The 24,713-nt window shown below is 46.1% G+C and carries 20 protein-coding genes; 16 read left to right on the top strand and 4 right to left on the bottom strand.

Annotated features, from left to right (window positions below; all coding sequences use genetic code 11):
• Positions 1-508 precede the first annotated feature (508 nt).
• On the top strand, positions 509-943 hold the full coding sequence (gene tnpA, locus RIG66_RS03615; RefSeq protein ID WP_446375295.1) for an IS200/IS605 family transposase: 435 nt from the start codon (positions 509-511) through the stop codon (positions 941-943).
• 161 nt (positions 944-1,104) lie between these two features.
• Here tnpA and RIG66_RS03610 read toward each other — a convergent pair whose 3' ends face one another.
• Positions 1,105-1,824, bottom strand: a complete 720-nt coding sequence (locus tag RIG66_RS03610) for a DUF4388 domain-containing protein (RefSeq protein WP_446375293.1) — start codon at positions 1,822-1,824, stop codon at positions 1,105-1,107.
• Positions 1,825-1,946: 122 nt separating this feature from the next.
• On the opposite strand from RIG66_RS03610, the gene trpB reads away from it, so the two are divergent.
• From trpB to RIG66_RS03580, 6 genes are all read left to right on the top strand, one after another.
• Positions 1,947-3,206 (top strand): tryptophan synthase subunit beta, encoded by a 1,260-nt coding sequence (gene trpB / locus RIG66_RS03605; protein WP_446375291.1) that lies wholly within the window; start codon positions 1,947-1,949, stop codon positions 3,204-3,206.
• Positions 3,207-3,209: 3 nt separating this feature from the next.
• A complete protein-coding gene (locus tag RIG66_RS03600; RefSeq protein ID WP_446375289.1) occupies positions 3,210-3,749 on the top strand; it encodes a CAP domain-containing protein in 540 nt (179 codons plus the stop codon).
• A gap of 48 nt (positions 3,750-3,797) precedes the next feature.
• Entirely contained in the window at positions 3,798-4,448 is a 651-nt protein-coding gene (locus tag RIG66_RS03595) for a ribonuclease H-like domain-containing protein (RefSeq protein WP_446375287.1), read from the top strand.
• Positions 4,449-4,635: 187 nt separating this feature from the next.
• Entirely contained in the window at positions 4,636-5,202 is a 567-nt protein-coding gene (def, locus tag RIG66_RS03590; RefSeq protein ID WP_446375285.1) for a peptide deformylase, read from the top strand.
• A 101-nt stretch (positions 5,203-5,303) separates the two neighbouring features.
• Positions 5,304-5,498, top strand: coding sequence for a hypothetical protein (locus RIG66_RS03585; RefSeq protein ID WP_006098114.1), 195 nt, complete (start codon positions 5,304-5,306; stop codon positions 5,496-5,498).
• A 385-nt stretch (positions 5,499-5,883) separates the two neighbouring features.
• Positions 5,884-7,227, top strand: a complete 1,344-nt coding sequence (locus RIG66_RS03580; RefSeq protein ID WP_446375283.1) for a PrsW family glutamic-type intramembrane protease — start codon at positions 5,884-5,886, stop codon at positions 7,225-7,227.
• Positions 7,228-7,487: 260 nt separating this feature from the next.
• Here the strand turns inward: RIG66_RS03580 and RIG66_RS03575 are convergent, their stop codons facing one another.
• The 3 genes from RIG66_RS03575 to RIG66_RS03565 form a co-directional block, all read right to left on the bottom strand.
• On the bottom strand, positions 7,488-8,006 hold the full coding sequence (locus tag RIG66_RS03575; RefSeq protein WP_446375281.1) for a proprotein convertase P-domain-containing protein: 519 nt from the start codon (positions 8,004-8,006) through the stop codon (positions 7,488-7,490).
• Positions 8,007-9,409: 1,403 nt separating this feature from the next.
• Positions 9,410-10,126: a biliverdin-producing heme oxygenase gene (locus RIG66_RS03570; RefSeq protein WP_446375279.1), complete on the bottom strand. Its 717-nt coding sequence runs from the start codon at positions 10,124-10,126 to the stop codon at positions 9,410-9,412.
• A gap of 227 nt (positions 10,127-10,353) precedes the next feature.
• The gene (locus RIG66_RS03565) at positions 10,354-11,595 is read right to left on the bottom strand and encodes a vWA domain-containing protein (protein WP_446375277.1); all 1,242 of its coding nucleotides are present in this window, start codon (positions 11,593-11,595) and stop codon (positions 10,354-10,356) included.
• Positions 11,596-11,786: 191 nt separating this feature from the next.
• Here RIG66_RS03565 and RIG66_RS03560 point away from each other — a divergent pair, with 191 nt between their 5' ends.
• The 9 genes from RIG66_RS03560 to RIG66_RS03520 all read left to right on the top strand — a co-directional run bounded on the left by RIG66_RS03560 (position 11,787) and on the right by RIG66_RS03520 (position 24,578).
• The gene (locus RIG66_RS03560; RefSeq protein ID WP_446375275.1) at positions 11,787-12,443 is read left to right on the top strand and encodes an ATP-dependent Clp protease proteolytic subunit; all 657 of its coding nucleotides are present in this window, start codon (positions 11,787-11,789) and stop codon (positions 12,441-12,443) included.
• Positions 12,444-12,653: 210 nt separating this feature from the next.
• On the top strand, positions 12,654-13,250 hold the full coding sequence (locus RIG66_RS03555) for an ATP-dependent Clp protease proteolytic subunit (protein ID WP_446375273.1): 597 nt from the start codon (positions 12,654-12,656) through the stop codon (positions 13,248-13,250).
• A 66-nt stretch (positions 13,251-13,316) separates the two neighbouring features.
• Complete coding sequence (locus tag RIG66_RS03550; protein ID WP_446375297.1) at positions 13,317-13,895, top strand: J domain-containing protein; 579 nt, start codon at positions 13,317-13,319, stop codon at positions 13,893-13,895.
• 209 nt (positions 13,896-14,104) lie between these two features.
• On the top strand, positions 14,105-14,260 hold the full coding sequence (locus RIG66_RS03545; RefSeq protein WP_446375271.1) for a hypothetical protein: 156 nt from the start codon (positions 14,105-14,107) through the stop codon (positions 14,258-14,260).
• 200 nt (positions 14,261-14,460) lie between these two features.
• A complete protein-coding gene (locus RIG66_RS03540; RefSeq protein WP_446375269.1) occupies positions 14,461-14,940 on the top strand; it encodes a hypothetical protein in 480 nt (159 codons plus the stop codon).
• A gap of 52 nt (positions 14,941-14,992) precedes the next feature.
• Positions 14,993-15,568 (top strand): hypothetical protein, encoded by a 576-nt coding sequence (locus RIG66_RS03535; RefSeq protein ID WP_446375267.1) that lies wholly within the window; start codon positions 14,993-14,995, stop codon positions 15,566-15,568.
• A gap of 186 nt (positions 15,569-15,754) precedes the next feature.
• On the top strand, positions 15,755-16,573 hold the full coding sequence (locus tag RIG66_RS03530) for a P pilus assembly protein, chaperone PapD (protein ID WP_446375266.1): 819 nt from the start codon (positions 15,755-15,757) through the stop codon (positions 16,571-16,573).
• Positions 16,574-17,054: 481 nt separating this feature from the next.
• Complete coding sequence (locus RIG66_RS03525) at positions 17,055-19,787, top strand: carboxypeptidase-like regulatory domain-containing protein (RefSeq protein ID WP_446375264.1); 2,733 nt, start codon at positions 17,055-17,057, stop codon at positions 19,785-19,787.
• A gap of 381 nt (positions 19,788-20,168) precedes the next feature.
• On the top strand, positions 20,169-24,578 hold the full coding sequence (locus RIG66_RS03520) for a CHAT domain-containing protein (protein ID WP_446375263.1): 4,410 nt from the start codon (positions 20,169-20,171) through the stop codon (positions 24,576-24,578).
• Positions 24,579-24,713 lie beyond the last annotated feature (135 nt).

Here is a 24,713-nt window from a genome sequence, read left to right as displayed (position 1 = left end):
TCAGTAAAAATACAAGCTCATCCGGATTATTAAAACATGATTCTATTCAGAGGAGCAATTATGTATTAGCTAGTCCGTTTTAACGGACTTTTGCTATAAGCCTTGAAATTGATTTCAAGGCGATGTGACAGCGTGGCAATACGTTCCAATCAATATGTTAACGTGGTGGGAATCGATGTAAAATGGCGTGATAATAGGGTAATTAATCCAATCAATATGTTATCATTGTTGGAAATTTATTCTCGGTTATAGGTGAGGGTGAGCAATTTATTGTCCAGTCATGGTGAAATCCGCTCATCCGCCTGGGAATCAATTCCCAGCCTCATAGCCGAAGTCGTCTGAAGACGACTCAGTAAAAATACAAGCTCATCCTGATTATCAGAACATGATTCTATTCAAAGGAACAATTATGTATTAGTTAGTCCGTTTTAACGGACTTTTGCTATAAGCCTTGAAATTGATTTCAAGGCGGTGTGACAGTTAATCCCAATTATCAAGATATAAAGTTATGGCGCTTTGGCGGCTTTACTATCATCTCGTCTGGGCGACAAAAGAACGCCAACCGTTGATTGTTCCTGCACGAGAGCCGAAATTATATAACTATATTATCGGTAAGGCTGATTCGCGAGGTTGCATTATTCACGCCATTGGGGGTATAGAAGATCATATCCATTTAGTGACCTCTATCCCGCCAAGCCTTGCGATCGCGGATTTTGTCAAATACATTAAAGGAAGTAGCGCCCATCAGTTTAACCAAGATTCGCCTCCCACATCAGCCAAGTTTGGTTGGCAGCGCGGATATGGTGTTTTTTCCCTGGGAGGCAAACAACTTGATCAAGCGATTGCCTACGTGAGTCAACAAAAGCAGCATCATTCTCAAGGCACAGTAATCCAATCCTTGGAACGAGATAATTATGAAGATGATGCTCCAACATCCCGATGAGGTATGATATGGAACCAAAACAGGCACAGGAATTACCCTATTGCCTGTTCCCTGTGACACACCGAGCGAAGTCGAGGTGTTGCCTCTCCCCACCACAACACTTATTCAGCAGTCCCTAACTTATATCAGTGACATTGATCTGAGTGTAATCAAAAAAAACATTAAACTAAAGCTTTTGTCGCTGAAAATTTTGATTTGGGAATGTCATAAGGACGATAGTATATATCAACAATTTTAGCTAAATCCGCTAAGGTATAATTCGTGTCAAATAAGGATAATTTTAGACAATGAAAAAAAGCAATATCCATCGTCAATCCCAATTGCTGACAAAAGTTTTCTGAGAGTCTACTTCCATTCCTTTTATGCCGCAGATGCCGAGCGACAAACAATTGTCTTAAAACAATGAGTTTTTGGAACACAACCTCGATAATCCGGGCGGGCGACTGCAACCCCGTCATCTCTCGTGTTGGACTCGGCGTATTCTGTTCAAATCTAAAGTGAGCATCTTTGAGTTGAAAAATTAAACACAGTTGCTGTACGACTTGGACTTGGAACAAATGTTCTAGTTGTTCAACTCGCAACGCTCCTTGCTGTTTCAGATACAATCCCAGAGGTTGATCTTCTGGACACAACTGAGCCAGTTTCGTGACAACACGGTTACTCACCCACTCGTATTGCTGGATCAGCGAGAGTAAACCTTGATCATTCAACTGGTTGGCGGCAGTGATAACATTCCCATTCTCTACCCAAATATAATAAGACGACGCATCTCTTGACTCCGATCGCGATCGCAGCATCAGTACGCCGCTTTTGTTTCCCTGATCGATAAATCGAAAAATTTCCGACAGAGAAAAATCCGAAAGAAACCCTGTAATGGACATGGCTGGTGAATTGAACCCCTACAACTATTGTCTCGATTAACCGTTAAACTCAATCGCGATCGCCAGATTCGGTCAGGTCGCGATTTATAATGAGTGGGTGTTGTTGTTGGCGATCTTGCTCTGTGACCCAAACTCCCCTTCCTAATTCCCGCTCCTCTACCGATGTAGTAAACGAACAACCGGATGCCTTAGGGCGTTTTGGCAAATTTGGCGGCAAGTATGTGCCGGAAACTCTAATGCCAGCGCTGTTCGAGTTAGAGCAGTCGTTTAAACAGTACCGCAACCACCCCGATTTTCAGCAGGAATTGCAACAGTTATTACGCGATTATGTCGGGCGTCCTAGTCCTCTATATTTTGCTGAGCGTTTAACCGCCCACTATGCCAGACCCGATGGCGGTGGAGCGCAAATTTATTTGAAACGGGAAGACTTAAATCATACTGGCGCTCATAAGATCAATAATGCCTTAGCCCAGGTCTTATTAGCCAAGCGGATGGACAAAAAGCGGATTATAGCAGAAACCGGGGCAGGTCAACATGGTGTGGCAACGGCAACGGTTTGTGCGCGGTTCGGCTTGGAATGCATTATCTATATGGGTGTTCAGGATATGGAACGCCAATCCCTGAACGTGTTTCGGATGCGGCTCATGGGTGCAAAAGTTCAACCTGTTGCGGCGGGAACGGGTACGCTCAAAGATGCCACCTCGGAAGCGATTCGCGACTGGGTAACCAATGTGGAAACCACCCATTACATCCTCGGTTCAGTCGCCGGTCCCCATCCCTATCCCTTGCTCGTGCGTGACTTTCAGGCGATTATTGGTCAAGAAACCCGCACCCAATGTCAAGAGAAATGGGGTGGCTTACCGGATATCTTGTTAGCTTGTGTCGGTGGCGGTTCCAATGCAATGGGACTCTTCCACGAATTTGTTAACGAATCCAGCGTGCGGTTAATTGGTGTTGAAGCGGCTGGGGAAGGTGTCACCTCTACCAAGCACGCCGCTACTCTAACCCTAGGGCGTCCCGGTGTACTGCATGGGGCAATGAGCTATTTACTCCAAGATACCGATGGTCAAGTGGTGGAAGCCCATTCCGTTAGTGCGGGACTCGATTATCCGGGTGTTGGACCCGAACACAGTTATTTGAAAGATAGTGGTCGAGCGGAATACTATAGCGTCAGCGACCAAGACGCGATCGCAGCGTTTCGTCAGTTATCGGAACTCGAAGGGATTATTCCCGCCCTAGAAACCGCCCACGCGATCGCGTATCTAGAAACCCTCTGTCCTCAACTTCAGGGTAGTCCGAAAATTGTGATTAACTGTTCGGGACGCGGTGATAAAGATGTACAAACAGTTGGTAAGTTTATTCAGTTAGACTCCCAGGATTAAACGGTGCGGTCAAGATCTGTTTTTGTGATGAGTGGATTCCTGCTACTAAAGTTAGGACTCAGTAGTTGTGATTTGGCGTTGAGTGTCAATCAAACCCCGGTGAGTCAATCCGAATCTCCTGCAACTGTGTCTCCACAGTCCAATGACGGTAATTTCACCAATTGGGAGGCGGCGGTGCATCAACAGATTAATCAATATCGCCAGTCCCAAAACCTGCCCCCATTAACCTTAGACGCAAGCATTAGCAAGGAAGCCAGACGCCACAGTCAGGCAATGGCAACCGGGCGTGTCCCGTTGGGTCATGGGGGATTTGAACAACGAGTCCGGGCGATCGCCCAATTCATGTCCTATCGCCAAGCGGCGGAAAATGTCGCCTATAATCAGGGCTATTCTGACCCGGCGACACAGGCGGTACAAGGTTGGTTAAAAAGCCCTGGACATCGCAAAAATATTGAAGGGGATTTTGATGTAACTGGGATCGGCGTCAGTAAAAATGCCAAGGGGGACTATTACTTTACCCAAATTTTCATCAAACGGCAGTAGTTTGTCAGTGGTTATTTGCTAGTGATTTCTTAATTACTAAGAGATATTATGACTCATCCACCCATCGAGAAAGACGTGGCAGAATTTCAAGTGTGCGATCGCGACCTTCCCGACGCCCTGCTGAAGACCTATCTCAACGCCGAAGCGATTGCTGTTGATACAGAAACCATGGGGCTAATCTATCAGCGCGATCGCTTGTGTCTGGTGCAACTGTGTGACCCCCAAGACCGAGTTACGGTGATCCGCATAGATAAAAAACAAACCGAAGCCCCCAATCTGAAGCAGTTGCTGGAAGCCCAAACTGTCTTAAAAGTCTTTCACTTTGCCCGTTTCGATCTCGCCATCTTACGCCAAAATCTGGACATCTACGTCCAACCTGTATTTTGTACAAAAATTGCCAGTAAACTTGCCCGTACCTATACCAACCGCCATGGGCTGAAAGATTTAGTCATGGATCTCGAACAGGTGGAACTGGATAAAAGTTCCCAGAGTTCAGATTGGGGGAATCCTAATAACCTGTCGGATGAACAACTTCGCTATGCAGCAAATGATGTCCGTTATTTGTTGTCTGTGCGGCAGAAACTGATTACCATGTTGCAACGAGAAGAGCGCTGGCAACTTGCCCAAGAGTGCTTTGAGGCGTTATCCGTGATGGTGTCTTTGGATTTACTCCTCTATCGAGATATCTTTGAGCATTAAACTGACTGGTATGCTGGTGGGCCCTTGCGAAGCCGAAACCCACCCTACAATATATCTTTGACATTAATCCTAAAGAGTGGCTGTGGCTCAAGGGTGGATGAACCGAATTCCACCCAGAGTGATACCTGCTAGGATAAAAAAAATGAAGTGTCAATAAGATTGCTGGATTTAGAAGTTTCCCATGCCCATGACTGCTCAAGTTATTGTCGAAAAGAAAAAACTAGACAACCCCCCCCTAGAGATTCACTATCTGGGCGATCGCGTTCTGCGTCAACCAGCGAAACGGGTGGCTAAAGTAGACCAAAGCATCCGACAGTTAGCTCATCAGATGCTGCAAACTATGTATAGCGCAGATGGTATCGGCTTGGCAGCACCGCAGGTTGGGGTAAATAAACAAATCATTGTCATCGACTGCGAACCGGATAACCCAGAAAATCCCCCCTTGATTCTGATCAACCCCACGATTAAGCGTTTTGGTCAGAGTATATGTGATGCTCAAGAAGGGTGTTTAAGTGTTCCTGGCGTCTATTTAGATGTCAAACGCCCAGTAGAAGTGGAAGTTGCCTACAAAGATGAGAATGGACGTCCGCAAAGATTAAAGGCAGATGGTTTACTATCTCGCGCCATTCAACATGAAATGGATCACCTGACTGGGGTTATGTTTGTGGATCGGGTGGAAAATGGACTGGTTTTGGCAGAAGAACTGCAAAAGTATGGCTTTTCTACCCAAGCGGTTAAACCATTTAATTCTTAGGCAATCTCAGCCTAACCGTGCCAATGTTTTGTCCATGGAGCAATCCATGGACATTTTACAACGGACTCGGTTTTTTCGTATTTATCGTTAGGTTTAATTTAATGACACCAAAAAGTGGTTTATTTTTGATGGGTTCCTGTATTACTGCAATTGCGGCTGTTGGCTCAATTTTTGAACTCTCCTCAGGAACACCCCAGTTGGGTGCATCAGTCACAGAAATTATCCTCGCGGGTAGTATTCCCTTGAGTGGCTTTTTGTTCTACGCGGCTGTTCGTGATGCGAGAGCAAATCAGTAGAATTATTTCTCCCTGGGGTTTGGCGTCCGTTTTCTGTTGTCCTTTAGAATTTAATTGTAGGGGTACGGCACAGAACATTGGTGTCAACTTAAGCTCAACCCCTCACCCACGCCAGCCCTCACCCCCAGCCCCTCTCCCAAGCTTGGGAGAGGGGAGCAAGAAGAAAAGGGTTTCTCGATGTGATGCCAGAAGCTTCTTTATTCCCCTTCTCCCTTGATGGGAGAAGGGGTTAGGGGATGAGGGTGAAACGCTCGCCCTGTATTAGTTTGCACCTTAAGTTGACACGGATGGGCACATAAGAGCCCCTACGAGGTCTTTGGTAAACTCCGACGGAGGAAGCAAACCCCTTGCTAAAACACGGTTTCCAAGCTCACGGACATTACTGATGACTGGTCAACATTGCCGTGGATTTTTACGACCTCTTGCTGGCAGAGGTATAGCTAGCCATTTATCTCCCTATCCTTTGTCTGAGGATGAGGAGACGGTGATTGGTCGTGATCCAAGCTGCCAAATAGCCTTAAACCCGAATCAGTATTTAATTGTATCGCGGCGTCATGCTACGATTCGTCCCTGTTCACCCTGGAAGCAGGGCTGGGAAATTTGTGATCTCAATAGTATTAATGGGACGTATGTTAATGGGTATCCGTTACGAGGATGCTGTCAATTGCACGCAGGCGATCGCATTGAATTGGGTCAAGATGGTCCTCAGTTTATTTTTGAGTGCCAGTTCAGTTCATCTTCGTCCCTAGTCTCACCCGTTTCTTCGGCTTCATCGCTGACATCTGTCAGTGTAATCGGACATAAAACTCCCGATACGGTTACCTTTAGTCAACTGTTTCCCCTCGCTTCAACGGGACAAGATTTAACCCAAAAGGCGTTTCTGAGACCCGCCATTCTCACGGTGGTGTTTGTGGTGTTAATGTTTATGGCGGTCGGTCAGGCAATGGTGTTTAATCTACTCTTGGCAACCTATTTAACGGGTGCGGCTTCTTATTTTGTCTACCAACTCTGTGGGAAACCAAAACCGTGGTGGGTATTCTTGGGATGTGCGATCGCGACGGGTTTAATTTTAACCAGTCCGTTGTTACCTCTATCGATTATCGTTTTTCGCGACATCTTACCGGGAAGCTTACCGGAAGAAGGAGAACTGATCAGTTTCACGTCTCTGCTAATCCGCATGTTTTTCGGGGCGGGTTTGATGGAGGAATTACTCAAAGCCCTGCCAATTATTGGGGCGTTTTTCTTGGGTAAACTGCTACGTTCGCCGTGGCGAGAACAGATTGGCGTCTGGGAACCTCTGGATGGGATTCTCTTAGGTACGGCATCAGGGGTGGGTTTTACCCTGTTGGAAACCTTAGGACAGTATGTTCCGGATATTATCGATAACGTAACCTTTCAAGCGGGTCAAGGATCGGCTCAACTGATGGGATTGCAATTACTCATCCCCCGTCTACTGGGTTCAGTTGCTGGACATATTGCCTATAGTGGCTATTTTGGCTATTTTATCGGCTTAAGTGTTCTCAAACCGCGAAAAGCTTGGCAAATTCTGGCAACGGGTTATCTGTGTGCGGCGATTCTCCACGCCTTGTGGAATGCTAGTGGGTTTGTCAGTAGTTTATTGTTAGCGGTGGTGGGGATTTTGTCTTATACCTGTTTAGCCGCCGCCATTCTCAAAGCCAGGGCAATCTCGCCGACGCGATCGCAAAACTTCGCCACCCGTTTATTTTAAGATAAAAATCCTCTACTCACCCTAGACATAAGCCAGAGAGCAGAGGATTTTTATATTGGAGCGATTGACCAAGGAATGTTGATTGTTTTATGCCAGAGCCAACAGTCCTTTTCCCTGTCAAGGTTCTACGCTTTGATGAAACCAATTAACCTGTATTCTCAAGTGCTAACTCAACACACTTATGCTTTGGAGAACCTTTTGCACTGATGAACGATTTCTGCTTTTCTCCCTGAGAATGCAGGTTTAGTCAGCTTTTGTATTTATTCTAAATTGAGAGTCCAAGACTCCAGAGAACCTGAGTCACCCGCAGAGCAATCATTAATAATCAGTTGCCAAGTACCAGCAGATGGGCGTCCTTCAAACACAGACAAAGTCTGACTTGCACAATAGTTACCACTGGGAATCACCCCATGAGACGCCGCTACTGAGTCAAAGCTACGGGAAAAGTTATCGTTAAAGCTGTAATCTCCATTCAGGTCATTACTATAGCCACTGGACGAAAATTGCGGTTGTCCGGGGCGTCGGAACAAGTCAACCACAACCCCGCTTTCGAGATGACGTAACTGGGCAATCAAATCGCCTACCCAAGTATGTTCTAAATTCTTCAGCGTGACGGTGACGTTGCTAATTGCGATATTTTCAGTCACCACAATCTCATCTTGAAAACTAGCCACTCCATCGGGAATGCTGCCACCACCACCGCAATAGGTGGAGTTCGCAGATGTGGCAATTTTAGCGTCTACAGTGGCAGTTGAGGTACGGTTCATTAGCTTTGACATAGGTTATAACTCCAAAACATGATTAAGTTGACAAAAGGTAAAACTCCGCTAGCGATCGCGAACTCATAATGTTAAGAAAAATTGCGCTTTGTTACGCACTCTTAATGCACCCTTAATTTTTTCTAATTTCGCGACCATTCAATACTCTCCTCTTAATTAATAATGGCATTAGTTTGGCGTTTCTATCTAGTCCTTCTGGGGATCTTTACTAAAAAAAAACAATTTAATGGATACTAAACTGATATATCGATTTTCTGTATTCCTTGCCTGATCAGCGATTCAGCCTTAATTCGTCAACGTTGTTGTCCCGATGTTTATGTGAATTTAATATAAAATCACATCCTCTATAGCTTTAATTAATCTCTGACGAGAGATTAAAAATCTTTTTCAAAAAAATTCGTAATTCATCCGCGAAGCTCTGAAAAAAACTTAAATACACGCTTCCCGAAGGTCTGATTATAAATTTTGAACTCACCATGCTTAAGAGTGTTAAGCTTAAAGCTTCATTTTGTAAATTTAGTTGTTTTTTAGTAAAGATTTGTTGCATTATCCGCTCAAAAATTTTTGGACAATTAATTAAGTATACTTTCTCTTGACATTAGAAAATCCCCTATCCCAGCCACAGCAAACTCTAGTCATTTTCAACCAAGTACCGACTAGCCAGGTTTCTATAACCCGCTTCTCCTGGATAGTAGAAGCCAGTCAGGGACTTTGTTCTACTCGATAATACTTGTGCAACTGAGGTGGCTTTTGGCAGGATATCGGTGTAACATTCTTGCTCGTGATCACAAAATAGAACTGAAGTCACAGACTGCCAGGGTCTAGCCACCGTGTCTCAGGCTCTGAAATCCAGTTTCTGTCATACTGGCGTATGACGTTGTTACACTATGTTGAATAATATTGCAATCAGCTAACGTTGGCAACCACTTGGCTGGATTAATTTTGGCTTATTTTGTAAAGATTCATTAAGAAGCACAGCAGCATCCATATCATATATAGATATAGCAATTTCCGGTTTGATGCGATACATCGTTAAGGGCGCAAGCTTTGCACCCCTACATTGTCCCTACATTTAGGTGTACCTCACACCCTGGGAAAGCGCTATATGCACTGGTAAGCTATTGATTTTGCTGGTGGCAATTAATTCGCGTTTGTATTCCTCGCGGTTTAATCTTCCTGCTTTTCAGTATAAAGATAGCCTCATTCCTAAACTGCTTTATTGGCCCAATCTTTTGGGATTCCTCTTGATAATTACTCTGCTGGTCTTTTTTTAAATGAAAAACCGCTATCATTTGCCTCCCCCTGTTTTCCACAGCTAATACCAAATTCGGTATATAAAATCCTTTTTTTCCCGATTGTAGAGACGTTGCATGCAACGTCTCTACAAGGTTTTTAACCAGGGTTTATTCAGCCGTAGCCAGTTCTGTGCTACCACCACTCCGACGACGGGTTAAGGTGTTGAAGAGCATCTGACCAATCGCTTTAATCAAATTCCCTTCTAATTCCTGGAACAGCTTCATATTCATGCCAAATGCCGCATTTGCCTCATCAACAATCCGTTCGGCTGTGGCGTCATCAATGGGAAGTTCATCCAAGGCTTGACGATACTCAGCTTTGAATGCCTTTTCGTCAGGAATGTCGTTAAACTCGTAAAACGCTGTACCTTCACCCTCAGATAAATTCATCGCCCGTTGAGCAATCTTTTTCAGGATTTGTCCCCCGGATAAATCGCCCAGATAGCGCGTGTAGCAATGGGCGACTAATAGTTCGGGTTCAGAGGCGGACACGTCGCGAATTCGCTGCACGTAGTCTTTACCCGCAGATGAAGGCGCTACTTGTTCGCGCCAGTTTGCACTGTAGTAATAGTACAAGTCTTGCTCTAGACTTTTCTGGCGATTGAGTTGGGGAAAGTAGAGTTTTGAGAGAATTGGATGTTGGCGATGGCGCTCCATTTCTTCTTCCATCGCACTATAGACGAAGTAGAGATTGGCGACGAGTTTCCGGTAGGAGTTCTTTTCAACGACGCCTTTCAAAAAACATTTGACAAATCCCACGTTTTCTGCCATTGTATGGGCTTTTTTTGTTCCCTCACGTAACTGAGTGGCTAAATTGGTACTCATGTTAAATTTCCTATCCCTAAGGTTTACGACTTGTGTATTTTTACGTCCAAAACGTATCAAAACCGTCCCAAATGCTTAGGGTAAACTGATATGATGAGAAATGATATTAAGAATTGTAAAATAGGTGTCGGGTGTCGGGTGTGGGCAAAAAACAGACACCATGCACCTTATCGGCTTGGTGTCTTGGAGTCTTGGCGCCTTCTACCCTGAAGCCTTCTGCTAGAGTCTCACTCCTGCAAGATAGTCTTGGACACAATCCGAGTTTTCTTGCGATCAGCGTCTGAGAGTTCTTCGCCAGATTGCAAACGAGTCGCGTTAGTTTGCAGCACCGTGGCGGCACTTTGGTCTCCCATTTGGATTGCCGTATTAGCAGCCGTTTGTAACATTGTGGCAGCGCCAGAGCGATCGCCTGTTTGCAGTTTGGCTTCGGCTATTTGGGTTTGCCTGTATTTGGCTAGTGCCAGAATCGATTGTTGGACTTTGGTATTGGGAGACGGTTGATAGGTACTCTGAACGTTAATCTCGACGGGAACCTGTTCCGACTTTAACCCCTCTTCCCCCGTAGCCGGGTCATCATAGAGTACTTGCAGCTTCGCGATCGCCTGATACCCAACAGACAGTTGTCCCATATACAGATTTGCCAGAATCACCCGTTCGGCATCCGTCATCAAATCACCCAAGCGGACGACAAATTGATCGCCTTGGGGTTGCAGGGGGAGTTCAATCGTATCCGGGGCGACTTGGGCAATGGGTTTGAATTCGGCAAACCGCACACCATCCATTAATTCACATAATAAGTAAGCATTGGTCAAGCCAACGGCTTGGATACGGTTAAACAAGCGTCCAAACTCCTGTACCGCTTGCTCTGGCTGTTCAATATAACAAAGCGTACCACTCCCCGAATCGGCAATTTTTTCTAGCACATCTTGGTTCCAACTTGCCCCAAATCCTAGGGTATTGATCGTCAGCTTATTCTCAACCGCGAATTGGGCTAATTTTAAGCAGCGATCATTGTCCCCATGTTCATTTTCGCCATCCGTCAGCAGAAACACCTGAGACACGGCGTCAGCTTTTCCCTTAGCTACTTCTGCAATCCCCAGTTTCAACCCCTCATCAATCGCCGTTCCCCCATCGGCAGAGAGTTGGCGGATTTGGGATTTAATCGTGTTCAAATTATCGATCGCTTGATTGGGAACCAACACTGTGGCACGATGATCAAAAGCAATCACACAGATGCGATCGCCTTCCTTGAGTCGTTCAATCAGTTGCATCGCCGCTTTTTTCACCGTTTCTAGGGGACGCCCATGCATAGAGCCGCTGTGATCGAGAATTAAGCATAAATTCAGCGGCAGTGACTGATCCTGGGATTGGGTAATTGCCCGAATCGCGATCGATAACTGACGCTGGGAACTGGGTTGATTGGCATCCAGATTAGTATCGCTGAGGGCAGGGTGTAAACCAACTTTCATGTCTAAAACTCCTAAGCCAGTGAAAAGATGTAATTATAGTAACCTTCGTGTAATACATAAGTACTGATGAAGGGCTGAGGTTGTTCAGGATACACCCCGAATCGCCATCAATCGAAAGAACCGCCCCAGGCAACTTCACAAGCACGCTACTATGTTTTAAAGATAGCGCCATTATTGCATTCCCGAAGATCATGAAACGACCGATTCAGGCAGTTCAATCAACCTACTATGGTCGGCAAAACTACCGCACCCCGCCACCTGATTTACCGTCACTGCTCCTCAATGAGCGGATTGTCTATCTAGGTTTACCCTTGGTGCCACAAGTCACCGAATTGATTGTGGCAGAACTGTTGTATTTGCAGTACGACAATCCCGACAAGCCGATTAAAATCTACATTAATTCCACAGGAACCTCCCGTTACGATGGTGAACCGATTGGCTTTGAAACCGAAGCCTTTGCCATCTGTGACACGATGAATTACATTCAACCCCCCATCCATACCATTTGTATTGGTTCGGCAATGGGGATGGCGGCGATGCTGCTGTCAGCGGGTACAAAAGGCTGTCGGGCAAGTTTACCCAATGCCTCAATTGTGCTGCACCAACCCAAGAGTTATGCAAGGGGTCAAGCCACGGATATCCAAATTCGGGCGAAGGAAGTGCTAGCCAATAAGATCACCATGATGGGGATTTTGGCAAAAAATACGGGTCAATCTGCCGAAAAGATTACCAAGGATATGGAGCGGATGTTGTACATGACGCCTTATGAGGCAAAAGAGTATGGCTTGATTGATCGGGTGTTAGAGAGTGATGAGGTTCCGGCTGCTATCGCCGCCAGTGCGTCTTAATCGCGACTCTTTCAAGGACAGTCAGGCAGTTTTGCTGTTCTCCTTCGAGACAACCCTCCTGATTAATGCCTAAACCATTGCCATCCTACCAGACGAACCATGACACGTACTGAGGCAGGTTTAGTCGAATTTGGGTGAGGGAAGAAACGATAGTTGTCAAACCCGCCTCTACACAGTATTCAAAACGTTTTCTAGAATTCGGAGCAAATTATGCCTATTGGCGTTCCTAAAGTCCCTTATCAACTTCCTGGTTCTCCTTACAGCGATTGGATTGATATCTACAATCGTCTCTACCGAGAACGGATTATTTTTCTGGGTAAAGAAGTCGATGATGAGATTACTAACCAGATCATCGCGGTAATGCTTTACCTGGATTCTGAAGACAACAACAAAGATATCTATCTGTACATAAATTCTCCCGGTGGTTCAGTTACCGCAGGTATGGCGATTTATGACACCATGCAGCATATTAAGTCGGATGTGGTGACCATCTGTGTCGGTTTAGCGGCGTCGATGGGTTCCTTCCTGCTGGCGGCTGGAAAGCAGGGGAAACGGTTGGCGTTACCCCACTCCCGGATTATGATTCACCAACCCTCTGGCGGTGTGCGGGGACAAGCGACAGATATTGAGATTGAAGCCAGGGAGATTTTGCGAATCCGGCGTCAACTCAACCAAATCTACGCAGACAAGACGGGTCAAACGGTTGAGAAGATTGAAAAAGATATCGATCGCGACTTTTTCATGTCCGCGCAAGAGGCGAAGGAGTACGGACTGATTGACCGGGTGATTGAAGACAGAGCAGGCTAAGATAGACAGAATCGGTGGGGCAGTTCTAAAATACTGCCTCTACCCCTATCAGTGCTTGTCCTTGAGATGAATCTGGCGGATTGTTATCGATTGTTAGGTTTAAGCGATGGCGCCTCTCAGTCTGAGATTAAGGCATCGTATCGGCGTTTAGCACGCCAGTGTCATCCGGATGTCAATGTCGGTGACGGGCTGGCTCAAACTAAGTTTATTGAGTTGACACAGGCGTATAAGCTGCTGCTGAATGCGATTAAACCGTCTGGGACAACTCACTCGGCTGAGGATTCCCAGACGGTTACGGTGACCAAGCAACCGCCAGCCAAACCTCCCTCCATTCCTCCCCTATCAGAGATAGAATATCAGCTCAAATGGACATTCTATGAGCGTTTACAGCAATTACTTAAAGAACAACGATTTGCCCGTGCGATCGCGCTGGTTGAGGGGTTAGCGCAACGAATCCCCCAAGATCCAGAGGTGCGACAGTGGCAAGCGATTACTTATCAATGTTGGGGACGGTATTTGGTGAAGGATGGGCAATTGGATAAAGCCCGAATTTATTTGAAGAAAGCGTTGAAAACTGACCCTCACAATCGTTCCCTGTGGGCGGAAGTTGAACTCGATTTTCGCCGCATGGAACAGATGGTTTAAGTTGAGTAGACTGAAACATTTTCGGTTAAGTTTACCGAGGTTCAGGGAGGCAGAGAGGCAGAGAGGCTTCATTTTTTTTCAACCTTAAAAAATTAACAGCATATTGTATGCGATCGCTCTTTTTTTTGGTATACTTTTATCATGGGAAAATGTGCCGACCTATAGACTCGATCATCATCACTTCAAAACTTAACCCTATTGAGAGCGATATGTCCTATCAGACACGCTGGCGCGATCGCAGGATTTCCCCAATCGTTGATAATCCTATCCATCAAAAGGGAATTAGAGGGAAACCTATTACCTTTAATCCTCCTGTAGGGGCGACCCGCTTGCATCAATCAACAACTGAAACAGGGCGGGTTTAGTCACATCGAGGTGCAACTGGAAAGATAGTCGTAAAACCCGCCCCTACAGAGGATCGGGTCGCCCTTTACTCAATCCCCGGATTGGGGAAGATTACAAAATTTAAAAGAAATTGACGAATTATTATCCAGAGGATAGATTATATTTTTCTCCTAGCACACCTTAAGATAGACTTGAAACAGCTACCCTAGAGGAGCTTTAAATGTTTCGTTTTTATGCCGTTGCATCAGCGTTAACCCTAGCCAGTGCTATGGGGTTGAGTTCTGAGACACTGGCTCAATCCGTTGATATTCCATTTACGGCTAGTGTTCCCATTGAGGTAACCTTTGACCAGGTTGTCCTGGGTACGGTGGAAACAACGGCTAGCAGTGGTTCAGCTCAACTGCCCAATGTGATAGAATCCGTCAATCCAGCAACGGTAAATTTAAACTCTAACACTCCTGCTACCCTAACGGTTTCACCGCCTCGTCTCATCTCTGGGTCAACACCTGATCCGGATGAGACAACTTATGTCACGTTTGTTAGTGTCGGTACACAACAGGTGACGGCGGATACGGCGGATGTGACGGTGAATCTTCCGGTGGGAATTAGTGATTTAGAAGTCGATATGCGTGTGGAAAGACCTGTTCCCTTTCCGGCGGGGACTTACAATTATGCGGTGACGCTGACGGTTATCCCTTAATTCGCTTATCGATGTTTGGTTCTTATGTGCATATACCTTAAGGAGGGCTTCCATGATTCGTCGTTTAGTTTTATCTGGCTTTGTTCTGGCGGGTGCGGTGGTGTTTAGTCCGAACGTGTTGGCGCAATCCGTTGATGTTATTTTTGAAGGGAATATAGGGGAGAGTTGTAGTTTCGCGACTCCGGTTCCAGGTGTGTTGGTGTACAGGGGTGGACCACAAACGGGTTTTGGACCTAATGGAGAAATTACCTCTGATGCGCCGGGAGGAGTATCGGGTACTGTCGATGTTTCCTGCAATACAGATTCAGCAGAACTTCAAATTAGTGATGCTCGTTTTGTGTCGTTTACTCCCAGCAATCCAGAGATCGGACCTCCTCCGGGTGCTTTACCCCCAGGTTCAGATGTTGATTTAAACGCACGGGCAACAGTTCCAGGTGCAGAAACAGACTATAACGGTAGGGCTGACGGTAGTAACGGTTTTCCCGGTCCATCCATGCCCATTTTTCCTTTGAGTCCTAACCCTAACGAACCCCTTCGACAAACCGTGGAAGTGGATTTGGGTGTTAATAGTGGATTTTTTGAAGCTGGAATCTATCAGTATGCTGTCACTTTAACAATTGTGCCGTAGGAGGTTTGTAGTAAGGGAACCTTAGCCTTTATCAAATTCTGCGAGAAGACCCCAACACTAGCCAAATCAGGGTTAGTTGGGCAGAATCTCAAACAAGGCGAGTCAAGTTCATTAATCGGTTGTCCCCTTTACGCTAGTGCAGCGACTCGCCCCTACCCCCTACTCCTACCCTTCCCTGATACGGCTATGACTTTAGCGTTTAATTCCGTCTTGCCAACCGTTACTTGCATCAGTCGCTGGGCATTATCTGCGGTTTTACTATGTGCAGGTGCGGCGCAAGCCCAAATGAGTGTGTCACCTTTAGTTATTGAAACCCAAGCCAATCGCGGTCAAGCTCAAGCAATTATTAATGTTACCAATACCAGTAATCAACCCTTTCGGGGACGAGTTTATGCTGAATCTTTTACCTATGGGGATAATGGGTTTCAAATCTTAGACTCTAGCCCCAGCGATTTAACGCCTTATCTGCAATTTTCACCCAGGGAATTAACCGTACCACCGGGAGTGCAGCGACGCATTCGTTTAATTACTCGCTTTCCACCCAGTTTGCCAGACGGGGAATATCGAGCGGTTGTGTTTACCGAAACGCTTCAGGAAACGACGGATAGTGGTGGCAATTCTGTTGCGTTGACGGCACGAATTGGTACAACAATTTATGTGCGTCAGGGAGAGTTGTCGCCAATTTTGGCAGTGGAGAGTGCCAGTTGGAATTCAGAACAAGACCAAATTCAATTACTCGTTGAAAATACCGGAATGGCATCGGCTAGAGCAGCGGTGAGTTGGACGTTAAAGCAGGGAGAAACGGTTATAGAGACGGGGAGTTTGAAACCGACGGGAATTGTGGCTGAGAGTGAGCGTCAGTTTCTATTAAATTATCCTGATGAAGGGCAATTGGCTACGGGTCAATATCAGCTTACGGGTGAGTTGATCTGGGCTGAAGATGATCAGCGACGGACACAGCCGTTTAGCGTTGATTTGATGATTCCGGCTAGCGCCACCAATTAAATCATTTTGACACTCTACTTTCTAGATTAAGGGCGATCGCGTCTATGTTGATCGTTTTTAACGCAGAGGAACGTAGAGGTTGGCGCAGAGGTTCGCAGAGGGTTGTTGATGGTTTGAGTCGGCGAGGCGATGGGCTTTGTTCTTGCTGTTGATTTGACTTTGTTCCCCATACCAATAAAAGGGGTTTATGTCAAAAAAAGTCTGTGTTTTTTACAGAAATATATGCCTCTAAGTTGTGCGGGTTTTGAGGGGAATTGTGACTGGCGTGAGATAGCTAAAATAGCGGATTAGATATTGTCGGTTTTCCGGGCGCACGTCGGTCATTGGTGTCAACTTAAGCTCAACCCCTCACCCCCAGCCCCTCTCCCAAATTTGGGAGAGGGGAGCAAGAGAATCCGGTTCCCCTTCTCCCCAGGTCCGGAGTTGGGGTTAGGGGATGAGGGGGAAAATGTCAAGGAGTAGATAGATACAGCTTAAAACCTTGCCACCATTGGTTTTCTACCTTAAGTTGACACGGATGCACGTCGGTGCGCCCCTACGTGTGGATTCTGTTTTGTGGCAAATCGCGATAATTGTTGGTTTGGTTGTGGGAATGGCGGCTAAGGCTTGCTCTCAAAGCCATTCCGGTTTTCATGAGACTAGGATTAGTCAAACGGAGATGGAGGATTCAGTCACTCCAGTTATCGAAAATTCCGATAACTTTACGGTGTTTCCGGTGGGGGTGAATGTTGGGGGGCGTCCAGTAATTTTTAGTGTCTTGGTAAGGGGACAAGAAGATGGTAGCCAAGCGGTTGCGTTTGAGAATTGGCTGATTCCTTATGATGCTGTGGTTCAGGCGTTGAAGCTGGAGGTGACGCCGTTAGCGGATGGGCAATTAGATGTGCGATCGCCTGGATTGATTACTCGACTCAACCCCCAGGAATTACAGAATGACCCGGAGTTGGGGTTGGTGTTGTCGATTCAAGAGGTGGAAAGGTTACTTGGGGTTCCCGCAGAATTTGATATTAATGAGTATGCGATTATCCTGAATCCCCCTTGGTTGGGACAAAAAATTGGGGGGATTGCGGCGACAGAACCCCCAGTGCAACTGGAGGGTTTACCCCGGATTACCCCGACGGATTTTACTCTAACGGCGATTGAGGAACGGATTACGGCGACAGGATCAGAGTCAACATCGGGTTTGGGTGAGTCTTCGTCCCTGAGTTATCGGGGGGAATTGGCGGCGGTGGGAACACTGTTATCGGGGAGTTGGTATGTTCGGGTGAATCAACCGGATTTCTTAGACTCACCGACGTGGAGTCTGACGGAAGCCCAGTATTTGCGACAAACCGATGGGGCGGATTATGGGGTGGGTTCTCAGCCGACGTTTTGGCGGAGTCAGGGGAGGGGGGAGTATTGGGGAGTCACGACGATTCAGCGTCAAGGATTTACACCTCCCGTGACGTTTGGTGGGGGAGGATTTAGTCCAGGACAACGGTTGCAAGCGTCGCAGGTGGGACAGACGATTGTGGGTGAAGCGGAACCAGGGACGTTGGTACGGCTAACGCAAGGATTTAGCGATCGCGTTTTGGCTGAAGTTCTGGTGGATTCGTCGGGGGTTTATCGGTTTGAGGAGGTGCCGATTGGCGGTCAAAGGTTGGGGAATTATCGCATTTTATTATATCCTCAAGGACGCCTTTCGGCTCAACCGGAGGTGCGGGAGGCGACGTTTTCGACGGTTCCGGGACAAATTCCGGATGGGGCTGCGGCGACGATTGTTTCGGTAGGTTGGACTCATCAACCGTCTGGATTGAACAATCAAAATTTTATTGGAGAATGGCAGAATTTTCAGGGGGGAATTGCCCAACGGTGGGGGATATCGGAAGATTTGACTGTAGGTGTGGGTGGAATTTATGAGGAAAGCGTTAGGGGATTAGCGGATGTATTTTTTCGCCCCAAAGGGATACCCTTGGAAGTGGCGGCGTCGGTGTTGAGTCCAGATCAAGAAGGGGATTGGGATAGTAATGCGAATCTGCGTTATGAACCAACCTCTACGATTAGTTTACAGTTTAACAGCGATCGCTTTGCCCAACGGCTTAATCTGAATTGGCGTATCTTTCCGCGTTTGACGGTATTGGGAACCTATAATAGTCGCGAGGGTACGGCGGTAGGGATGCAAACAGGATTCAGTCGTCGTGGTTTTTTTACCTTTGCCCGGGCGACGCTTGATGACCAAAATCGCTGGCGCTGGAATGCGACACAACGGTTAGGATTTTTACAACTGAATCATCAGGGGAATGAGTTGGGGTTTCGGTCAGATTTGAATTATAATCTATCGCGCCGTTTTCTCGGTGATGGCTATTCTGTACTGCTGAGTTATGAAACCCGTAACCTTCAGCGTCGAGATAATTTAGCCACAATTGGCTGGCGCTATCGATCCAAAGCGCGATCGCCCGATGGGAGTTATTTGTGGGACACTCAGTTGGGTTATGGGGTTGGTTCTCAGGGTTCGGGCTGGATTGCCCAGGTACAAACTACAGTTATACCGGGTTTGCTGCTGCGGGGGCGTTATGATGGCGTATCGCTAACCTCAAATGAGGCAAATTATAGCCTAGAACTGGTTGCCAGTTTAAATGTACAGGAAGGGGTAACTCCAGGCGATCGCCAATCAGATCGGTTTCGCGATCGCGGCGGGATATTGATTCAACCGTTTTTTGATCGTAACAATAATAGTAAGTTAGATAGCGGTGAAAACATCTACACCGAAAACCCAGAGTTATTATTAATTCTGAATAACCAACCGATTCAATCCTTTCGTCCCCAAGTCCAAGCCAATGGAATTCGGCTACGCTTACCACCGGAAATCTATCGTCTCGACTTTGATCCATCTGGATTTCCCCTAGATTGGCAAACCGTCAATGATGCTTATGCGGTTGAAGTGGTGGCGGGAAGTTATACACTTGTACAGGTTCCCTTAGTGTTATCCTATACTCTCTCTGGAGTGGTTACTGACGCCCAAGGGAATGTAGTTGCTGGGGCGAGGGTAGAAGCGATTAGCGCCGATGGCGAACAACGACGATTTTCCGTCACCAATGGGGCGGGTGTTTATTATCTGGAACAGTTACCCCAGGGGACATTCACGCTGCAAATCAATCAGCAACCCGCCCAACCAGGGACAATTACCCTGGATGAGGATGCAGAACCCTTTCAGGAGTTAAATCTGCGATCGCCCTAACTCAATCCAGGACGAGAAAAGAGGGAACCCAAGATTTCACAAATCCTTGAGACATACTCTATAATATAAAACCTCATCAAACGTTCAGTTCTGAAGCCATAGCATAGTTTGGTAATTTTAACTCATTTTAGCTAGATTTTTTTCTAGCACGCTGACACTTGACATTTATTTCTTTATACTAGAGAAAACTGCGACAAAATCAGGCATAAATGTAGTAACCCTGCAACCTCACTAAAGCGAAACCAAGGATAGCTTGGGTTGATAGGTTATCAATAACAACCTCTTCTTAGTCGATTCACTACCCCCGATAGGGTGATTTTTGATCGATATAACCCATTAAACCAGTCCAGTGCATTTCTACCTCAAAATCAGGGAAAACTCATGTCTACACCGATTCAATTCAGCCGTTGGTTAGGGATAGTATTGTTCATCCCATTGGTATTTCTGAAGCAGGAACCGCTACAAGCCGAGTCGATAACGGCGGCTGATGATGGAACGAATACAAGTATTAATTTAGAAGGGAACCAGTTTAATATTACAGGCGGAACGCTTTCCGGAGATGGCGCGAATTTGTTCCATAGTTTCCATCAGTTTAAACTCGATGCGAATCAAGTTGCTAACTTTTTATCGAATCCGCATATTCAAAATATTTTAGGTAGAGTATCTGGGAACGAAGCGTCAATTATTAATGGGTTAATTCAGGTTAGTGGGGGAAACTCTAATCTATTTCTGATGAACCCATCGGGGTTTATTTTTGGGTCAGATGCCAGCCTGAATGTGCCAGGAAGTTTTATGGTAACGACGGCAAATGGAATTGGGTTTGAGAATGGTTGGTTTAATTTCAGTGGCGAGACGGACTATCAATCGTTGGTCGGTTCTCCGAATCGGTTTGCGTTTACGATGGATCAGCCCGGAAGCATTATTAATGCGGGGGAATTGGCGGTAAGTGAGGGAGAATATTTAACCCTGCTGGCGGGTCAAGTTATTAATACAGGAACCCTTTCCGCCCCTGGAGGTACTATTACAATGATGGCGGTTCCTGGAGAAAAATTAGTCCGGATTTCTCAAGCGGGGATGTTACTGTCTTTAGAAATTGAAGCAGCAACGGCGGAAGATTCCCTGCCAACAGCAGAGGGAATTTCACCATTACAATTAGCTGAGTTACTCACCGGACAAGATGAAGAGAGTACAGGCGTTATTGTTGACTCCGCAAATACGGTGCGACTCATCGGTTCAGATGTGGTAATTCCCACTCTATCAGGAACAACAATTATGTCTGGCGTGATTAACACCGCTAGTGAACAAGTGGGGGGTAATGTCTATCTAGTAGGCGAACAAGTGGGATTACTGAATGCCACAATTAATGCGTCCGGTGGTGATGGCGGTGGCACAGTTTTGATTGGTGGCGGGTTTCAAGGACAAGGTACGATACCGAATGCTTTACAGACATTTGTAAGTTCAGATTCCGTTATTTATGCTGATGCACTTGAACAGGGAAATGCTGGGCAGGTTGTGGCTTGGGCAGATGAAATTAACCGTTTTTCTGGCAATGTGAGTGCCACAGGGGGCGAAAATTCCGGTGATGGTGGCTTGGTGGAGATATCGGCTAGGGATAGTTTGATTTTCCGAGGGTTGATTGATGTTGGGGCAACATCTGGAAATCTAGGAACTATCTTATTTGATCCGAAGAATATCACGATTAGCGATGGAGGAACAGATGATGTCACTCTCAATAATGCCTTTGGCGAGAATTCAGGCAACTCAGTTACCTTTGATGCGGATCAACTTAATGCCCTAATGGGAAATGTGGTTCTGCAAGCGAATAATGATATTACGATTAATCAGAGTATCAATGCCAGTAACATTGGCACGTTGACGCTGCAAGCGGGCAGAAGTATCACGATTAATAATGTGGTCATTACCTTAGCAGGCGGCAACTTTAGCGCCACAATTAATGATGAAAATGCAGTAGCCACCCAGCGAGAATCCGGAGTTGCCCAATTTGTGATGAATTCAGGGTCGCAAATTTTCACCAATGGGGGTAATATTTCCATAAAACCGGGAAGTGACGGTAATGCGATCGGAACGGTACAGCTTAATGGTGGAACTCTCAATTCTGGAGACGGTACGATTGAGATTACCGGGAGAGGAAGTCTTGACGGTGCAGCAAAAACGGGGATTTTTCTGAATAATGGTGCGGTTGTGGAATCAACGGGGACAGGTACTATTAACCTTAATGGTACAGGGGGTTCAGGTACAAGTGCGACTCGCGGTATCGAGATTCAAAATCCTGGAACAAGGGTAAGTTCTGAAAATGGCGATATTTTAATTAACGGCATTGGTGGAGACTTAACCGGAAACGATAACTTTGGTATTTTTATGCTGGGTGGGGTGGTTGAATCCACAGGAATCGGCAATATTACTCTAGAGGGTACAGCGGGAACGGGAACAGATGGGAATCGAGGTATTCAGATTCAAAATTCAGGAACCGTAAGTTCAAACAATGGTGATATTCTCCTAAGTGGTGAAGCCGGAAATGCCACGGGAAACAATAACTTTGGTATTTTTATGCTGAGTGGCGGTGTGGTTGAATCCACAGGTTCAGGGAATATTACTCTAGAGGGTACAGGGGGAACAGAGGCTTCCAGTCGCGGAATTCAGATTCAGGATTCGGGGACAACGGTAAGTTCTAATACAGGGGATATTCTTCTTAGCAGTATAGGTCAAGATACAACCGCCTCAGATAATATCGGTATTTCTCTGCTGGGAAGTGGTACGGTTGAAACTCAAGGTATTGGAAATATTACACTAACCAGTGAAGGTAGTATTGATGCTAGTAGTGGCATCCTGGATAGTAGTTCACCGACGAATGGTGGAACGATTGCGCTAACTAGCCAAAATGGGGCGATTACGACGGGTGATATTAATACCTCTGGCGATACGAATGGTGGGGATATTGTCATCGAAGCCAACCGAGAAATTACCACTGGAAAAATTAACACCACTGGTGGTTCTGGGGGAGGGGGTAATGTTAGCTTTAATGCCCCTAATGATATTCAAGTTAGCTGGATTAATACAGAAGGGGGTACGACAGGCGGTGCAGTTGATATTAACACTGACAGCTTTTTCCGTGCCACCGATATCTTTACCGCCGCTAATGGCATACCTGCGAGTATCTCCACCATTGGGGGGAGTGAAGGGGGCAATATTACAATTAGCCATGGCGGAGAAAATGAAACACCCTTTGAAATCGGTGATGCAACGACGAATGGCATAGCTGCTGCCCTTACCACGGGTAGTGCGACAATTTCTCCGGTGGAATCCTTTCCCTCAACTCAAACGACAGGAAATATTCAGATTATTAGTGCAGGTTCTCCACAGACGCCTGTACCTCCACAGATGCCTGTTTCCCAAAACCCAATTCTTGCCCCGAATGAGATTTACAATCTTTATGAGGGGATTGATTCAGACAATCTTAGAGAGTCTCTGCCCTTTATAGATACCACAGAAAATGTGACTCAAGCGCTGCCGATTATAGACGCATCAACCGCACTTTTGACCCTACAGGATGCATCAGGGGCGACGAATCGCTATATTGAATCCTTAGAACAAGCCCGACTGAAAGAGTTTGCGGATTACTTTGGGCAGGATTTCTCTCAGTATTCAATTTCCTTAGCCAGTATTGAACAGACGTTGGCAGAAATTGAACGTCAAACCGGGAATCGTTCTGCCGTGGTTTATGCAGTAACCCAACCGGATGGCGTGAAATTAGTCCTCTTTACTGCCGCCGCCGAACCTGTCACTAAAGTTATCCCGGTTAATCGCGACCAACTTCTAGGAGTTACGAATGAACTGCGAGTCCAACTGACGGATGCATTTCGCCGTCGGGGGAATGGTTATTTGAAACCCGCGCAACAACTTTATCAGTGGTTAATTGCACCGATTGCATCGGAACTGGAAGCGGCTGAAATTGATACATTACTTTTTTCCATGGATGCGGGATTGCGGACAATACCTATGCCAGTCTTGCATGATGGTGAACAGTTTTTGATTGAAAACTACAGCCTCAGCATAATTCCCACATTCAGCCTGATGAATAGTAATCATCAGCCGATGACAAATCCGCAAATCTTAGCGATGGGGGCATCAGAATTTACGGAACTTAATCCGTTACCAGCGGTTCCCGTTGAGTTATCAACGATTGCCCAAGAAGTGGGTGGTCAAGTTTTTCTCAATCAGGAGTTTACGTTAGAAAATTTAATTCAAGAACGCCAGCGTTATCCTTATGAAATTATTCACCTAGGAACTCATGCCGATTTTAAATCTGGGGGACCGAGTAATTCCTATGTGCAGTTATGGAATGATAAGTTAACTTTAGCCCAAATGCAACAAATGAATTGGGATAATCCGCCTGTGGAGTTATTAGTCTTATCGGCTTGTCGCACGGCGGTGGGAGACAATCAGGCGGAGTTAGGCTTTGCTGGATTAGCTGTGACGTCGGGTGTGAAGACGGCTTTAGGTAGTGTCTGGCAGGTGAGTGACCAAGGCACATTAGCTTTAATGACTGAGTTGTATAACCAATTGGGTCAGACTCAAATTAAGGCAGAGGCGCTAAGAGAAGCCCAGTTATCGATGTTGCGGGGAAATGTCGTGATTGAAGGCGGACAATTGCGCGGAAGTGGAACGCGAGGAGGGGTATCGTTACCGCCACAATTAGCTGAGTTGGGACAGGTTGATTTATCTCATCCTTATTATTGGTCGGGATTTATGATGATTGGTAGTCCGTGGTAATTTGTCATTTGTCATTTGTCATTTGTCATTTGTCATTTGTCATTTGTCATTTGTCATTTGTCATTTGTCATTTGTCATTTGTCATTTGTCATTTGTCATTTGTCATTTGTCATTTGTCATTTGTCATTTGTCATT

Origin of the sequence: Coleofasciculus sp. E2-BRE-01 (genome assembly GCF_040221695.1) — a bacterium.
Classification (GTDB): domain Bacteria; phylum Cyanobacteriota; class Cyanobacteriia; order Cyanobacteriales; family Coleofasciculaceae; genus Coleofasciculus.
This window is presented reverse-complemented; position numbering and strand designations above follow the sequence as displayed.

Coding starts and splice junctions, on each gene's coding strand:
- tnpA (WP_446375295.1), top strand. CDS start 509: ATGGCGCTTTGGCGGCTTTACTATCATCTCGTCTGGGCGACAAAAGAA.
- RIG66_RS03610 (WP_446375293.1), bottom strand. CDS start 1,824: ATGTCCATTACAGGGTTTCTTTCGGATTTTTCTCTGTCGGAAATTTTT.
- RIG66_RS03595 (WP_446375287.1), top strand. CDS start 3,798: ATGACTCATCCACCCATCGAGAAAGACGTGGCAGAATTTCAAGTGTGC.
- def (WP_446375285.1), top strand. CDS start 4,636: ATGACTGCTCAAGTTATTGTCGAAAAGAAAAAACTAGACAACCCCCCC.
- RIG66_RS03585 (WP_006098114.1), top strand. CDS start 5,304: ATGACACCAAAAAGTGGTTTATTTTTGATGGGTTCCTGTATTACTGCA.
- RIG66_RS03580 (WP_446375283.1), top strand. CDS start 5,884: ATGACTGGTCAACATTGCCGTGGATTTTTACGACCTCTTGCTGGCAGA.
- RIG66_RS03575 (WP_446375281.1), bottom strand. CDS start 8,006: ATGTCAAAGCTAATGAACCGTACCTCAACTGCCACTGTAGACGCTAAA.
- RIG66_RS03570 (WP_446375279.1), bottom strand. CDS start 10,126: ATGAGTACCAATTTAGCCACTCAGTTACGTGAGGGAACAAAAAAAGCC.
- RIG66_RS03565 (WP_446375277.1), bottom strand. CDS start 11,595: ATGAAAGTTGGTTTACACCCTGCCCTCAGCGATACTAATCTGGATGCC.
- RIG66_RS03560 (WP_446375275.1), top strand. CDS start 11,787: ATGAAACGACCGATTCAGGCAGTTCAATCAACCTACTATGGTCGGCAA.
- RIG66_RS03555 (WP_446375273.1), top strand. CDS start 12,654: ATGCCTATTGGCGTTCCTAAAGTCCCTTATCAACTTCCTGGTTCTCCT.
- RIG66_RS03550 (WP_446375297.1), top strand. CDS start 13,317: ATGAATCTGGCGGATTGTTATCGATTGTTAGGTTTAAGCGATGGCGCC.
- RIG66_RS03545 (WP_446375271.1), top strand. CDS start 14,105: ATGTCCTATCAGACACGCTGGCGCGATCGCAGGATTTCCCCAATCGTT.
- RIG66_RS03540 (WP_446375269.1), top strand. CDS start 14,461: ATGTTTCGTTTTTATGCCGTTGCATCAGCGTTAACCCTAGCCAGTGCT.
- RIG66_RS03535 (WP_446375267.1), top strand. CDS start 14,993: ATGATTCGTCGTTTAGTTTTATCTGGCTTTGTTCTGGCGGGTGCGGTG.
- RIG66_RS03530 (WP_446375266.1), top strand. CDS start 15,755: ATGACTTTAGCGTTTAATTCCGTCTTGCCAACCGTTACTTGCATCAGT.
- RIG66_RS03520 (WP_446375263.1), top strand. CDS start 20,169: ATGTCTACACCGATTCAATTCAGCCGTTGGTTAGGGATAGTATTGTTC.